This is a genomic window from Novosphingobium malaysiense (assembly GCF_000802225.1).
GTDB lineage: Bacteria > Pseudomonadota > Alphaproteobacteria > Sphingomonadales > Sphingomonadaceae > Novosphingobium > Novosphingobium malaysiense.
This window is the reverse complement of sequence record NZ_JTDI01000003.1, coordinates 757,602-771,501: the sequence shown is the minus strand read 5'-3', so window position 1 is coordinate 771,501 and position 13,900 is coordinate 757,602. Positions and strand designations below refer to the sequence as shown.

Below are 13,900 nucleotides of genomic sequence, written 5' to 3'. Positions count from 1 at the left end.
GAAGGGAATTGAATATTCTTGGCGGAGAATCCGATTGCGTCCCTTGTCCCTGGCAAGCCTTGCCGGTTGTCTATGTCTACCAGTTCCTGTTCTTGCGGCTGAAGTCCCGGCTCCCTCTCGCGAGGACGAGGACGGGGAAGATCCGCTGGAAGTTCACGGCAACGAGATCCTGGTTCTCGCCCCGCGCATCAGGGGGCACATCGAGGTGCCGCAAAAGCCGGTCGAAATCCTCGAAGAAGAGGACATTGAGGCTTACGGGGCCAATTCCATCGAGGAACTGATCGCGGCGATCTCTCCGCAGACCAATAGTGGAAGAGGGCGCGGTGGCGGGCGGCCGGTCATGCTGATCAACGGCCAGCGCATCACCAGTTGGCGCGAGATGCGCCGCATGCCGCCCGAAGCGATCCGCCGGGTGGAAATACTGCCCGAGGAAGTGGCGCTGCGCTTCGGCTACCCGGCCAACCAGCGGGTGGTGAACATGATCCTCAAGGACCAGTTCGCGTCGATCACCGGGGCGGGCGAATACAATCGACCCACGCGCGGCGGCTACGACAACTACGAGCTGGAAACCGGCCTGTTCAATGTGTCCGGCCCGCGCCGCTACAACTTTTCGGTCAAGATCGTCCAGACGACGATGCTGACCGAGAACGAGCGCAACGTCCGGCAGGAAGCGTCGTCGACGCCCGATGTCGCTGGCGATCCCGATCCCGCACGCTACCGCAGCCTCGCCTCTTCCGACTACGACCTGTCTCTGGAAGGCACGATGACGCAGGGCCTGGGCGAGAACGGGCTGGGCGGCTCGATCACGGCCAGCGGTGGTTACACCCACACCCAGCAGACATCTCTCTCCGGCCTCGATTCCGTGCTGCTGACGGATGGCGCCGATAGCGCGTTGCGCACGTTGCCCGATCCGCTCACCACCCGGGTGATCACCGATGCCTTCGAGGGCGGGCTGGGTTTCAGCAAGTACCTTGGCGACTGGGAGTTCAGCGCGACGCTCGACGGGAGCCATACCGATACGTCCACCCAGGTCGGCCGGCGCCGCGACGCCTCCGTCCTGCAATCGGCCGTGGATGCCGGCGTTCTGACGATAGACGGCGCACTGCCTTTCGTGCCGGGCGCAGGCGTTGACACGGCGCGGAACCGGGCGCTTGAAGTCACCAGCCTCGCCACGCTCGTCGGTACCCCGTTCCGGATGCCGGCCGGCGATGCCAACCTGACCGTGAAGGGCGGGTACGACTTCACGAACACCCGCAGCGACGACAGCCGCAACACGCCCGGCACCGTCGATCTCAAGCGCGGCGACGTGCAAGGTGGCTTGAACCTCGCTCTGCCGCTCACCAGCAAGGATGAGGATGTCCTCGGCGCCATCGGCGACCTGACGCTGAATCTGAGCGGAGGGCTCAACCACCTTTCCGACTTCGGAACGCTGACCGACTGGAGCGCCGGGCTGACCTGGTCGCCCACCGAAAAGCTGACGTTACAGGCCAGCTACCTCGTCGACGAGGCGGCACCGTCTCTGGCGCAGCTCGGCTCGCCGACCGTGTTCAACTACAACGTGCCGATCTATGACTTCGCCAACGGAACGACTGCACTGGTCACCACGATCAGCGGCGGAAACCCGGACCTGGTCAAGGAGAAGCAGCGCGACATCAAGCTCTCGGCGACATGGCAGTTGCCGTTCCTCGACCGGGCCAACCTGCTGGTGGAGTATTTCCGCAACCGGTCGGACAATGTCACGGAATCGTTCCCGCTGTTCACGCCTGCCGTGGAGACGGCTTTTCCCGGCCGCGTGATCCGCGATGCTGCCGGAAACCTGATCGCGCTGGATCGCCGCGCTGTGACGTACGATCGGGTTGCCAGTTCGCGGATGCGCTGGGGCTTCAACGTTTCCGGCAATATCGGCGGCGGCAATCGGTCTTCCCAAGGCCGCTCTGGTGGCGGGGGGCGAAATTCTACGCCTCGATCGGCGCAAACGGGAGCTTCCAACCGGTCCGGTTACGACCCGTCGCGTTTCGAAGCGCTGCGCAAGCAGTTGTGCAGCGGCGACGCCGCGCCTGATCCGGCGACCTTGCCCGAGCGACTGCGGGAACGCCTCATGGGACCGGATGGCAAAATCGATCCGGACCGGCTCGCGCAGTTCAAGATGCGGGTCTGCAGGGCCGACGGCAGCAGTGGCGGTCAAGCCGGTGGGGAATCGGCCGCACGCAGCCGCTCTTCGCGTGGCCCGGCCGCAAGGTTCGGGCGTGGAAGGCGCGGCGGGCGCTGGTATCTTTCGGTCTATCATACCTGGCGCTTCTCCGAGACGGTGCGCATTGCCCAGGGCGTGCCGGTGCTGGACGAACTCGATGGGGATGCACTGTCGACGGGCGGGGTGCCGCGCCACGCGATCGAGGCATCGGGCGGCGTATTCGCCAATGGCTATGGCCTGCGCATGAAGGCCGAGTGGGATGCCCCGGCCCGCGTCAACGGAACCGGCCTCCCAGGCAGTTCGGACTTGCGTTTCGGCAGTACGATGCTCGTCGACCTGCGGCTCTTCGCCGACCTTGGCCGCAACGAGAATCTGGTGGCGAAAGTGCCGTTTCTGAAGGGCGCGCGTGTCGCGTTCACTGTCGATAACCTCTTCGATTCCCGCCAGAAGGTCACCGACGAGAACGGCCTGGTGCCGATCGCCTATCAGGCCGCCTTTCGCGAACCGCAGGGGCGCGTCGTGGGCATCGATATCCGCAAGATGTTCTGAGGATGATCGCGGCGCGGGGCTACCGAACCCGCGCCTCATGTCCTATCTGCACGGGCATGGCGCGTACTCCTGCCGGCACTCCTGATCACCCCAAGGGCCTCGAACGCTTCAACGAGGAGCGGGCGACCTATACCGTGCGCGGATCGGACAAGCCCGATCTGCAGGCCGGCGCCGAAGTGATCCGCGACACCGTGCGCACACTGCCGACGCGGCCCGGTGTCTACCGCATGCAGGATGCGCGCGGCGATGTGCTCTACGTCGGCAAGGCGCGGGTTCTGCGCAATCGCGTGGCCAACTACGTGCAGTGGGACAAGCTGCCGATCCGCTTGCAGCGCATGGTCAGCCAGACGCGCTCGATGACGATCGTCACAACCAATTCGGAAGCGGAAGCGCTGCTGCTCGAAGCGCAGCTCATCAAGCGCTTCCGCCCTCCTTACAACGTGCTGCTGCGCGACGACAAATCGTTCCCGTTCATCCTGCTGCGGGCGGACAATGACTTTCCGCGCATCATGAAGCACCGCGGCGCGCGCAAGGCGAAGGGCAACTACTATGGCCCCTTCGCCAGCGCCGGATCGGTGAACACCACGATCAACGCGCTGCAGAAGCTGTTCCTGCTGCGCAGCTGCACCGACAGTTTCTTCTCGCGGCGCGACCGGCCGTGCCTGCTCTACCAGATCAAGCGCTGCTCGGCGCCCTGCGTCGATCGGATCGACAAGCAAGGCTATGCCGAACTGGTGCAGGAGGCGAAGGACTTCCTCGGCGGCAAGTCCAGCGCGGTGCAGCGCAAGATCGAGGCGCAGATGGCCGAGGCGGCCGAAGCGCTCGACTTCGAACGCGCCGCCATGCTGCGCGACCGCCTGCGCGCGGCGACCTTCATTCAGGGCAGTCAGGCGATCAACGCCGAAGGGCTCGACAATGCCGACATCTTCGCGATGGCGGCCAAGGGCGGGCACATCGGCGTGCAGGCCTTCTTCATTCGCGGCGGGCAGAACTGGGGGCACCGCGCGTTCTTCCCCACCCATACCGAGGGCCTGAGCGAGGAAGACGTGCTGCAGAGCTTCCTCACCCAGTTCTACGAGGAAGTGCCGCCCGCGCGGACTATCCTGGTTGACCGCGACTTGCCCGAGCGCGAGCTACTGGCCGAGGCGTTCCGCGAAGGGGCAGGGGGCAAGGTCGAGATCTCGGTTCCCCAGCGCGGCTCGCGCAAGCGCCTGATGGAGCAGGCCACCCGCAATGCCGTGGAAGCGCTCGAGCGCCGACTGGCGGAGCGCGGCACGCAGGCGAAGGTCATGCGCGAGATGGCCGAGTTCCTCGAGCTGCCCGAAGTCCCGCAGCGGATCGAAGTCTACGACAACTCGCATATCCAGGGCAGCAAGGCGCTGGGCGCGATGGTCGTCGCGGGGCCCGAGGGCTTCATCAAGAACCAGTACCGCAAGTTCAACATCAAGACCGCGCGAACCGACGACGACTTCGGCATGATGCGCGAAGTGATGACCCGCCGCTTCGGCCGCGCGCAGGAGGAAGACCCGGAGCGCGAAAGCGGCACATGGCCCGATCTCGTGCTGATCGACGGCGGCAAGGGGCAGATGAACGCGGTGAAGGATGCGCTGGAAGAGCTGGGCATCGAGGACGTGCCGCTGATCGCCATTGCCAAGGGCCCGCACCATGGCCGCGAGGGACGCGAGGTGTTCCATTTTCCCGATGGTCGCGAAAAGATGCTGCCGGTGAATTCACCGCTGCTGTTCCACCTCCAGCGCCTGCGCGACGAAGTCCATCGCTACGCCATCGGCGCCCACCGCGCCAAGCGCAGCCGCGCGATCACGGCAAGCCCGCTCGATGAGATCCCCGGCATCGGCCCCGCGCGCAAGCGGGCGCTACTGCTGCATTTCGGCACCGCCGGAAAAGTGCGCGCCGCAAGCCTCGAAGACCTGCAGCGCGCGCCTGGCGTCAGCGCCGCAGTGGCGCAGACCATCTACGATTTCTACCATCCCGGCGGGTAAGTGGATCGCCGGCACGGACGTGCGATTACTGGCACGCCCGCGAGTTCGTGGCGGCCGCTACTTGAGCGTAACCTCGCGCAGCATCATGTCCCCCTGGACCGTGCGAATTTCGCTGCGTGCGGCCTGCTCCTTGTTGGCCTGGCTCATCGAACCCCAGATCTTCTGGCCCATGGCGAATTCCTCGTCGGTCGACCGATCGAAGGCCGCCATGTTGGGATATTCGGTAGCGAGAATGATGTCCGGTTCGCCCTTGCGGGGATCGGTGACGAGGAGAACCTTGTAGTCCGAGATGTAGCCGGCCTTCTTCAGGGCTTCCTGCTGCTCCTTCCACGGGCCGGCGAGCCACTTCATATAGTCTTCGAAGTGCCCGTCGACAGTTTGGATCTGTCCGAAATTCCAAACCGGTCCCTTGTCGTAAGAAGGGCCTTCGTCCTGGGCAAGTGCCGGTGCTGCTACGAGGCTCAGCGCCATGAAGATAAGTTTGCCGTACCGCATCTTCTCTCTCCTGTTATGCCGAACGCAATTTGCGGCGCGTTCGAGCCGCACCGAAAGATGGCAGATAGAAATTATGTGATTGTGCTCTCCCAGCCTTCCGAGTGAACAGGGTTACTATATTATTAAATAAAGAGCAACCGGAGCAAATTAAACGAATGGATGTCGTGCAAATAATCGGAGTTGCACGGTGATCGCAATTTACCGTCGCGCAGTAGAGCGGGACAGTTCCGACTTCACGAGGCAATTGAACAGCGACCGGCGCAGCGTGCCGCCGATGGCAACGGACAGAGAGCCCACGGCCCGTCGTTCGCGCCAGAGGTGGTCGATCATGGGATGGTCTGCTGCAGCGCAGCTGTCGCTCCAGGCGATCTCCGGGCGGTCCAGCACGGCGAGGTTTTCGCGTTGCAGAAGCACGCCGGGGGAGAAGCGAGCGAAAGTCTCGTCGAAGGCGGTCTTGTAGGAAAAGGCGCCCGGCGGCGTAAGGAACGTCGCCAGCATGGCAAGCGGCCTGTCGTCGAGCCACAGCGTAAGCCGTTCCAGTTTCCCGCGCCCCGCGGCCCCGGCAAGGCTTTCGCGGAACAGGCGTGTGGTGCTCTCGTCGCTGGCGAGCGAGGATCCGGCCGCGCCCTTCCAGCCGGCCGCTTCCAGCGCGAGGAAACGGGAACACCAGTCATCGACCTCGTCTGCGTCGGTACGGCGTTCGAAGCGGACGTCGCCTTGGTCAGCGAGGCGTTTCGCCTGGCGGCGCAGTTCTTTGCGCTTCTTACCGGGTAGCGAGGCTTCCAGATAGGCTTGCGAAGAAAGGCTGGATGCGAGCATCGCGCGCGCTTCCTGATGGACGATCTCGATCCGGCGCCCGACGCAGGCTCCGAGGCCTTCGAGTGCGGTGTGCATCGGGCCTCCGAGTACGATCCTGCGCAAGTGCAGGAACAGCGCGGCACCGGGCGCCTCGTCGGCCCAGTCCAGGACGGCCTGCCAGAACGGCACTTCGCAGCCGCGCGCAACCAGCGGCACTCCGCAAAACGTGTTGGCATGCAGCCAGTTCGTGAGGTGAGGGACCGGCCAACGGTAGTATCTGCTGGACCGCGCGACCGGAAGAATGCCGGCGAGCTCGCCGTCCCGTTCGAAGCGAAGTACCTCGATCGTCTCGGTCTCGGGCATGTTGCGCAGCGAAGGCAAAAGGTACCAGCTTTCGAAGAACGGATTGGGTTCGCTGGCGGTGCGAGCCAGGTTGTCCCACGCCTCCACTTCGTTTTCGAGCGTGCGCCAGGGCACATTCCGGATGCGGCAGAAAGACGGGCGTGCCAGGTGGCCTTCGGAATGCGTTACCGAAGGCTTGGGCTCTACGTCCTTTGCCTTGCTTGCCACGTTTCGAATTGTCCGGTTGGGGGCGGGATTCGTCCTGGGAAGCCTAGGCGTTAACCATCAAGGAATTACTAACGCTGCGGACCGGGCCGGTGGCACATTCGCAGCCGGCATAAAAAGAGGCCCCGCCGGCGTGGGCCGGCGGGGCCATTGCAAGTTTAAGCCGTCAGGCTCTTATCAACCCGCCGCCATGGCTGCCAGAAGCAGCAGGGCGACGATATTGGTGATCTTGATCATCGGGTTCACGGCCGGCCCCGCGGTGTCCTTGTAGGGATCGCCCACGGTATCGCCGGTCACCGCGGCCTTGTGGGCTTCGGAGCCCTTGCCGCCGTGGTTGCCGTCCTCGATGTATTTCTTCGCATTGTCCCATGCACCGCCGCCCGAAGTCATCGAGATGGCGACGAACAGGCCGCCGACGATCACGCCAAGGAGCAGGGCACCGAGCGCTGCAAAGCCGTTTTCCGATCCCGCCACGGCGGAGATCACGTAATAGACGACGATCGGCGCCAGCACCGGTAGCAGCGAAGGCACGATCATTTCCTTGATCGCGGCCTTGGTGACGAGGTCCACGGTCTTGGCGTAGTTCGGCTTTGAGGTTCCTGCCATGATGCCGGGATCGGCCGCGAACTGGTCACGCACGTCGACCACCACGTCGCCGGCAGCGCGACCGACCGCCGTCATGCCCATGGCACCGAAGAGGTACGGCAGGAGCGCGCCGAGCAACAGGCCGACGATCACGTAGGGGTTCTCGAGGCTGAAGTTGACGCTCAAGCCCGGGAAGAACTCCCTGAGGTCGGTCGTATAGGCGGCGAACAGCACCAGCGCGCCAAGCGCGGCCGATCCGATGGCATAGCCCTTGGTCACGGCCTTGGTGGTGTTGCCGACGGCATCGAGCGCGTCGGTCTTTTCGCGGACCGCATCGTCGAGACCGGCCATTTCGGCAATGCCGCCTGCGTTGTCCGTGACCGGGCCGTAGGCATCGAGGGCCACGACCATACCGGCAAGCGCCAGCATTGCGGTCACCGCATAGGCGATGCCGAGCAACCCGGCGAACTGGAAGGCCGCCACGATGCCGGCAACGATGACCAGCGCGGGCAGGGCGGTCGCTTCGAGGCTTATGGCAAGACCCTGGATCACGTTGGTTCCGTGGCCGGTGATCGATGCCTTGGCGATCGACTTGACCGGGCGGAACTCGGTACCGGTGTAGTACTCGGTGATCCAGATGATCAGCCCGGTAATGATCAGTCCGAGAAGGGTGCAGTAGAACAGCACACGGCCGTTGAAGTCCGCACCCGCGATCGGGGCCTCCATGCTGCCGAGGGCATATTGCATGGCGAACCAGATGGCCGGGATGGAAAGGACTGCCGTCACCAGGAAGCCCTTGTACATGGCGCCCATGATCGAGTTCGACTTGCCCAGACGGACAAAATAGGTCCCGATGATGGACGTGACGATGCACACGCCGCCGATCAGCAGCGGCAGCGCCATCATCGACATCAGGTTGTCCGCGCCCTTCAGCAGCAGTGCGGTCAGCACCATGGTGGCACCGACAGTCACGACATAGGTCTCGAACAGGTCGGCAGCCATGCCGGCGCAGTCTCCGACATTGTCACCCACGTTGTCGGCGATCACGGCCGGGTTGCGCGGATCGTCCTCGGGAATGCCGGCCTCGACCTTGCCGACGAGGTCGGCGCCGACGTCTGCGGCCTTGGTGAAGATGCCGCCGCCGAGACGCGCGAATATCGAAATGAGCGAAGCGCCGAAGGCGAGGGCGGTCAGGGCCTGCACAACGGTGCGATCCTCGCCGCCCACGGTGTGGCCTGCGGGACCGATAAGGTACCAGTAGAAAACCGCGATTGCGAGGAGCGCGAGGCCGGCGACGAGCATGCCGGTGATGGCGCCGGCGCGAAACGCGAGCGTCAGGCCCTGTTGCAGCCCGGTCTGGGCAGCGGCGGCCGTTCGCACGTTGGCGCGGACGGAAATGTTCATGCCGATGAAGCCGGCGACGCCCGAAAGGATTGCGCCGATGACGAATCCGACAGCCGAGATCGCGCCCAGCGTCACCGCGATGATCACGGCGACGACCACGCCGACCATGGCGATGGTGGAATACTGCCGCTTCAGATAGGCCTGTGCGCCTTCCTGGATGGCTCCTGCGATTTCCTGCATTTTCTCATTGCCGGCTGGCGAGCCGAGCACCTGGCGGCTGGTTACGAAGCCATAGACAATGGCCAGCAGTCCCAGGATAATTGCGATCGTGACTAGATTCACGTAACGCCCCCTTCCCAATATGTTTTCGCTATTTCGACGAGTTTTCCCGTTCGAAGGCGAAAGGGCTATAGACAAGCCCTATGACTGGCAAGCGGCTAAATTGCGTTTTACGCATCCACGTGTCGCGTTCGGCCGTGATGACAAGGCGAACCGGCGCTTAGTGGCGGTAACCGAGATCGTCGGGCAATGGCACCGAAACGCCCTTGTGGACGAGGCTCAGCCCTGTTCCTGCAGAGATGCGACCGATTGCATTGACTTCGCACCCAAGGCCGGCGGCGGTCTCCCTGATCCGGGCGGTATGTTCGGGCGGAGCGGTGAAGAGCAGGCAGTAATCGTCTCCGGCCGTCATCGCCGCGAGCCGGGCGGCCAGTTCATCGCCGGCGATCTCGCGGAAGGCGTCGGAGAGCGGCACGGAGTCGGCGCTCATCGTCATTGCGATGCCACTGGCTTCGGCCATGCGTTGGCCGTCGATCAGCAGGCCGTCCGATACATCCATCATAGCCGTCACCCATGGCGCAAGAGCGGGACCGAGCGGTGTGTCCGGGGACGGGCGGCGGTAACGAGCTGCAAGCCACTCCGCGGCCTCGCCATCGGCTCCCCGCCCGGTCAGGGCGGCGAGGCCCAGGCCGGAATCACCGATCGTGCCGCTGACCCAGACGCGGTCGCCCGGTTGCGCGCCGCCGCGTGAGGGCACCGGCCCGTGGGCACGGCCGAGCGCGGTTAGCGAAAAACTGCGCGGCGCTCCTTCGGGCATCCGCACCGTGTCGCCGCCCAGCAAGGGCATGCGGAAGTGCGCGCAGGCAGCAGCCAGCCCGGCGACGAAGGACTCGTCCCAGCTCTCCTCGCCCAGCGCATGCGAATAGAGGCAGCCCAGCGGCTCGGCGCCCTTGGCGGACACGTCCGAGGCATTCACCGCCACCAGTTTCCAGGCGATGTCCTCGGGCGGATCGTCGGGCAGGAAATGGACGCTCTCGACCATGGTATCGAGCGTCAGCACCAGCTTCTCGCCACCGATCTCCAGCACTGCTGCATCGTCCATCAGCCCGCGCGCCTCTGGCGTCCCGGCCAGCGCGCGCAGAGCGGCGATGAAGGCGAGTTCGGTGGTCATTGCAGCGCTTCCTGAAGTTGGATCATGCAACCGTGCGCGTTGTTCAGCACATCGTTGTTCCAGAAGCGGATCATTCGATAGCCCTCGGCTTCGATCATTCGGGTTCGGGCGGCGTCGGCTTTCGGCGAATGCTGGCCACCGTCGATCTCGATGACAAGACGTAAACGATGGCTGGCACAGTCCGCGATGAAATGCCGGATCGGCACTTGCCGACGAAAGCATCCTTCCGGAAAGTGGGTCTTGAGAAGCCGCCACATCGCCTTTTCCGCTTCGGTGGGATTACCGCGCAACTCGCGTGCTCGCGTGACCGACAACGAAGGCGGATGTTTCTTCAAACCCGGCGAGTTCCCTTCCTCCCCCTCGATGGGGGAGGGATACGAAGGCTTGGCAGCTTGTCTGCCTAGCCGCAGTTGGGAAGGGGTGATATCACGCGCGTACCCAACATCCCCATCCAACTCCGACTAAGTCGCTTGCGCGACCAAGTCTGCGTATCCTTCCCCCATCGAGGGGGAAGGTCAATGGGATCAGCGAACCGCCTTGGCAACGGCGTCCAGCACGCCGTTGACGAACTTCGCCTCGCGTGGCTGGAAGAAGGCGTGGGCGACATCGACGTATTCGGTGATCGCGGCTCCCGTGGGCACATCAGCGCGGGCCATGAGTTCGTATGTGCCGGCGCGCAGGATCTGCAGCATGGTCTTGTCGAGGCGCTTGAGAGACCAGCCTTGCGCCAGCTTGCGACCGAGCAGGTCGTCGATGTCCTCGCGCCGGGCGAGGGCACCCTTCACCACGTCGTCGAAGAAGGCGACTTCGGCGGCGAGGTACTGCTCGTCGTCGATCACCGCGCCGAGGCGGTGGCGGTGGAATTCGTCGAGCAGGCTGGCAATCGGGGTGCCTTCCATCTCGTGCTGGTAGAGTGCCTGAACGGCGGCGAGGCGGGCGGCTGTGCGCGCCTTCTTGGATGTGGTCATTGGCCGAGCCTTACGGAAATGGAGCGCGCATGCGCGGGAAGCCCTTCCGCATCGGCAAGGGCTACGGCGGCGGGGCCGATGGCCTCCAGCGCCGCCTGATCGAGCTGAATGAAGCTGGTGCGCTTCATGAAATCGAGAACCGAGAGCCCCGAGGAGAACCGCGCGCGGCGCCCGGTGGGCAGCACATGGTTGGGGCCGGCGACGTAGTCGCCCACGGCCTCGGGGGTCATGCGGCCGAGGAATACCGAACCGGCGTGGCGGACCTGGCGCATCAGCGCTTCGGGATCGTCGGTTGCGATCTCGACGTGTTCGGCGGCAAGCTGGTTGGCGAGCGCGGGAGCTTCGTCGAACGCGGCAACGTCGATGATCACCCCGTTGTTATCCCAGCTCTTGCGGGCGGTTTCCCGTGTCGCCAGCGCGGCGAGTTCGGCTTCCACGGCCGCGGCGACGGCGTCGGCAAAAGCCGCATCGTCGGTGATGAGGATCGACTGCGAGGTCGGGTCATGCTCGGCCTGGCTGAGCAGGTCGGCTGCAACCTTGCGCGGCTCGTTCTTGCCATCGGCGATCACGAGGATCTCGCTTGGTCCCGCCACCATGTCGATGCCGACGACGCCGTAGAGCTGGCGCTTGGCTTCGGCGACCCAGGCATTGCCGGGGCCGGTGATGACATCGACCGGCGCAATCCGGCCGGTGCCATAGGCGAGCGCGCCCACGGCATGAGCCCCGCCGACGCGCCAGACTTCATCGACGCCTGCGAGATGCGCGGCGGCGAGAACCAGTGGATTGACTTCGCCCCTGGGTGTCGGAGTGACGACGACCAGTCGCTCTACGCCCGCGACCTTGGCCGGAATGGCGTTCATCAGCAGCGAGGAGGGATAGGCCGCGCGGCCGCCGGGCACATAGAGCCCCGCCGCATCGACCGGATGCCAGGTCGCGCCGAGGCGCACGCCGGTATCGTCTGTATAGTCGCGGTTCTCAGGCAACTGCGCGGCGTGATAGGCGCCGATGCGCTCAGCCGCGAGTTCGAGGGCTTCGCGCAGCGACGGATCGAGCGCGTCGAAGGCCTTGCGGCACGCCTCGGCATCGATGCTCCAGCCGCTCGTATCGAGATCGTGGCCGTCGAACTTCGCGGTCAGTTCCGCCAGCGCCTCATCGCCGCGTGCCCGCACATCTTTCAGGATTGCGGCCACATCGGCAGCGACATCGACCGCGCTTTCGCGCCGGTCGGCCACCACGCGGGAAAAGGCCTCGGCAAAACCGGGCGCCTTGGAGGACAGGCGCAGCATCAGGCGGCGGCTTTCTCGCTCACAAGCGCGCGGAATGCCTCGACCAGCGCACCCACGCGCTCGTCGGTCTTGAGCGCGGCGCGGTTGACGATCAGGCGCGCGGAAATGTCCAGGATGCGGCTCGTTTCGACGAGACCGTTTTCCTTCAGCGTGCGTCCGGTGGAGACCAGATCAACGATCCGGCTCGACAGGCCCAGCGAGGGCGCCAGTTCCATCGCGCCGTTGAGCTTCACCACTTCGGCCTGCACGCCCAGCTTCTCGAAGTGGCGGCGGGTGAGGTTGGGATACTTGCTGGCGATCCGCAGGTGCGAGGGTAGGGCGCCACCCTCTTCGCCGACCGGCTCGGCCACCGACAGGCGGCAGTGTCCTATATCGAGATCGACCGGCGCGTAGAGATCGGAATAGTTGAATTCCTCGACCACGTCCGAGCCGACAATGCCGACCTGTGCGGCGCCATGGGCCACGAAGGTGGCGACGTCGAATGCGCGCACACGGATCAGGCGCATGTCGCTGTTCTCGCAGTCAAACGACAGCGCGCGCGACTTCTTGTCGTGGAACTCCGTCTCGGGCACGACGCCTGCACGCGCCATGAGCGGCAGCGCTTCGTCGAGGATACGGCCCTTGGGCACGGCGAATGTCAGCGGTTTCGGCATGGTGCGCGCATTTAGGGCGCATGCAGCGAAAGGGCAACCGGCGATGAGGGGCGGCCGCTGGCGGCCTTATTCGCCCGGTGCGCGGGCCTTGATGGCGATGGCGTGGACGCGCTCGCCGGGGATGTCGCCCAGCGCGCCGTTGACCATGCGCTGGCGTTGCAGGCGCGAGACGCCGGCGAACTTCGGGCTTTCGATGACGATGGTGAAGTGCGATTCGCCGCTGCCGTCATCGCCCATGTGGCCGCTGTGGCTGGCGGAATCGTTGATGATGTCGAGCTGCGTGGGCTCCAGCGCGGCTGTTAGCAGTTGCCGCATTTCCTGCGCGAGTGGTCCGGTCATGGGTTCCATTTAGCGATGCGATGCCCCATCTTGAAGCCGGTGAGACATCAAAGATTTCATGGCAGGTACGAATCCGGCGGCCGCGAATGCAACTGGCCGGGATGCGAAGAGGCGGGCGAGTTCCGGGCGCCGGGCGGTCGGCCGTCCGGTTTCGACGGGCCGGGGGACTACCGCTGGTTCTGTCTGGCGCACGTGCGCGAGTTCAATTCGGGCTACGACTATTTCGAGGGCATGGAAGCCGAAGAGATCTTCCGCGCCCAGTCGCCGCTGCATGGCTGGGAAACCGAGACGCGCGCGTTTCGGGCCGATGCAGGCGTGGACGGAACGCCGAACTGGGCGAACTTTTCGGACCCGTTGGAAGCGATCAGTTCCAGGGCCCGCGCTCACGTGAAGCGCCGTCAGGCCGACATTCGCGCCCAGAACCGGTTCACGGCGGAAGAACGCCGCGCGCTGGAAGTGCTGGGGCTGGAATCGGACATCGACCGCAAGACCCTGCGCGCACGCTACACCCGGCTGCTGCGTCAGTACCACCCGGATCACAATGGTGGCGATCACAGCCATTCCCCCCGACTGCAAACCGTGGTCGAAGCCTATCAACTGCTGCGAAAGGCGGCCGCATTCGCCTGACGTCCGAGGTCGGCCCTCGGCGACCGTCCCGGTTCCGCGGCGGCGACG

Annotated in this window: 12 protein-coding genes; 3 read left to right on the top strand and 9 right to left on the bottom strand. The window is 64.9% G+C overall.

Features of this window, described 5'->3' with window-relative positions; genetic code table 11:
* Positions 1 to 43: 43 nt before the first annotated feature.
* On the top strand, positions 44 to 2,740 hold the full coding sequence (locus LK12_RS11550; protein WP_231568327.1) for a TonB-dependent receptor: 2,697 nt from the start codon (positions 44 to 46) through the stop codon (positions 2,738 to 2,740).
* Positions 2,741 to 2,796: 56 nt separating this feature from the next.
* Positions 2,797 to 4,740: an excinuclease ABC subunit UvrC gene (gene uvrC / locus LK12_RS11545; protein WP_039285215.1), complete on the top strand. Its 1,944-nt coding sequence runs from the start codon at positions 2,797 to 2,799 to the stop codon at positions 4,738 to 4,740.
* Positions 4,741 to 4,797: 57 nt separating this feature from the next.
* On the opposite strand, the gene LK12_RS23820 is transcribed toward uvrC, so the two are convergent.
* From LK12_RS23820 to LK12_RS11500, 9 genes are all read right to left on the bottom strand, one after another.
* Positions 4,798 to 5,235, bottom strand: coding sequence for a hypothetical protein (locus LK12_RS23820; protein ID WP_052223341.1), 438 nt, complete (start codon positions 5,233 to 5,235; stop codon positions 4,798 to 4,800).
* A 198-nt stretch (positions 5,236 to 5,433) separates the two neighbouring features.
* A complete protein-coding gene (locus tag LK12_RS11535) occupies positions 5,434 to 6,603 on the bottom strand; it encodes a GNAT family N-acetyltransferase (RefSeq protein WP_231568326.1) in 1,170 nt (389 codons plus the stop codon).
* Between the two features lie 174 nt (positions 6,604 to 6,777).
* Positions 6,778 to 8,871: a sodium-translocating pyrophosphatase gene (locus LK12_RS11530; RefSeq protein ID WP_039283645.1), complete on the bottom strand. Its 2,094-nt coding sequence runs from the start codon at positions 8,869 to 8,871 to the stop codon at positions 6,778 to 6,780.
* Positions 8,872 to 9,028: 157 nt separating this feature from the next.
* A complete protein-coding gene (gene thiL / locus LK12_RS11525) occupies positions 9,029 to 9,979 on the bottom strand; it encodes a thiamine-phosphate kinase (RefSeq protein ID WP_039283643.1) in 951 nt (316 codons plus the stop codon).
* Positions 9,976 to 10,314 carry an endonuclease domain-containing protein gene (locus LK12_RS11520; protein ID WP_052223340.1) on the bottom strand — a complete coding sequence of 113 codons (339 nt, stop codon included), beginning with the start codon at positions 10,312 to 10,314 and terminating at the stop codon, positions 9,976 to 9,978. The genes thiL and LK12_RS11520 overlap by 4 nt, the downstream gene beginning before the upstream one ends.
* Positions 10,315 to 10,503: 189 nt before the next feature.
* Positions 10,504 to 10,947 carry a transcription antitermination factor NusB gene (nusB, locus tag LK12_RS11515; protein WP_039283641.1) on the bottom strand — a complete coding sequence of 148 codons (444 nt, stop codon included), beginning with the start codon at positions 10,945 to 10,947 and terminating at the stop codon, positions 10,504 to 10,506.
* Entirely contained in the window at positions 10,944 to 12,233 is a 1,290-nt protein-coding gene (gene hisD, locus LK12_RS11510) for a histidinol dehydrogenase (protein WP_039283639.1), read from the bottom strand. The genes nusB and hisD overlap by 4 nt, the downstream gene beginning before the upstream one ends.
* Positions 12,233 to 12,886 (bottom strand): ATP phosphoribosyltransferase, encoded by a 654-nt coding sequence (gene hisG, locus LK12_RS11505; RefSeq protein WP_039283636.1) that lies wholly within the window; start codon positions 12,884 to 12,886, stop codon positions 12,233 to 12,235. The genes hisD and hisG overlap by 1 nt, the downstream gene beginning before the upstream one ends.
* A 66-nt stretch (positions 12,887 to 12,952) precedes the next feature.
* Positions 12,953 to 13,225 carry a BolA family protein gene (locus tag LK12_RS11500; protein ID WP_197063515.1) on the bottom strand — a complete coding sequence of 91 codons (273 nt, stop codon included), beginning with the start codon at positions 13,223 to 13,225 and terminating at the stop codon, positions 12,953 to 12,955.
* A gap of 39 nt (positions 13,226 to 13,264) precedes the next feature.
* Between LK12_RS11500 and LK12_RS11495 the strand changes: the two genes are divergently transcribed.
* Positions 13,265 to 13,852: a J domain-containing protein gene (locus LK12_RS11495; protein WP_039285208.1), complete on the top strand. Its 588-nt coding sequence runs from the start codon at positions 13,265 to 13,267 to the stop codon at positions 13,850 to 13,852.
* Positions 13,853 to 13,900: the final 48 nt, after the last annotated feature.

Excerpts from the sequence above, each read along its gene's own strand:
- uvrC (WP_039285215.1), top strand. The coding sequence starts at position 2,797 with ATGGCGCGTACTCCTGCCGGCACTCCTGATCACCCCAAGGGCCTCGAA.
- LK12_RS23820 (WP_052223341.1), bottom strand. The coding sequence starts at position 5,235 with ATGCGGTACGGCAAACTTATCTTCATGGCGCTGAGCCTCGTAGCAGCA.
- thiL (WP_039283643.1), bottom strand. The coding sequence starts at position 9,979 with ATGACCACCGAACTCGCCTTCATCGCCGCTCTGCGCGCGCTGGCCGGG.
- nusB (WP_039283641.1), bottom strand. The coding sequence starts at position 10,947 with ATGACCACATCCAAGAAGGCGCGCACAGCCGCCCGCCTCGCCGCCGTT.
- hisD (WP_039283639.1), bottom strand. The coding sequence starts at position 12,233 with ATGCTGCGCCTGTCCTCCAAGGCGCCCGGTTTTGCCGAGGCCTTTTCC.
- hisG (WP_039283636.1), bottom strand. The coding sequence starts at position 12,886 with ATGCCGAAACCGCTGACATTCGCCGTGCCCAAGGGCCGTATCCTCGAC.
- LK12_RS11500 (WP_197063515.1), bottom strand. The coding sequence starts at position 13,225 with ATGACCGGACCACTCGCGCAGGAAATGCGGCAACTGCTAACAGCCGCG.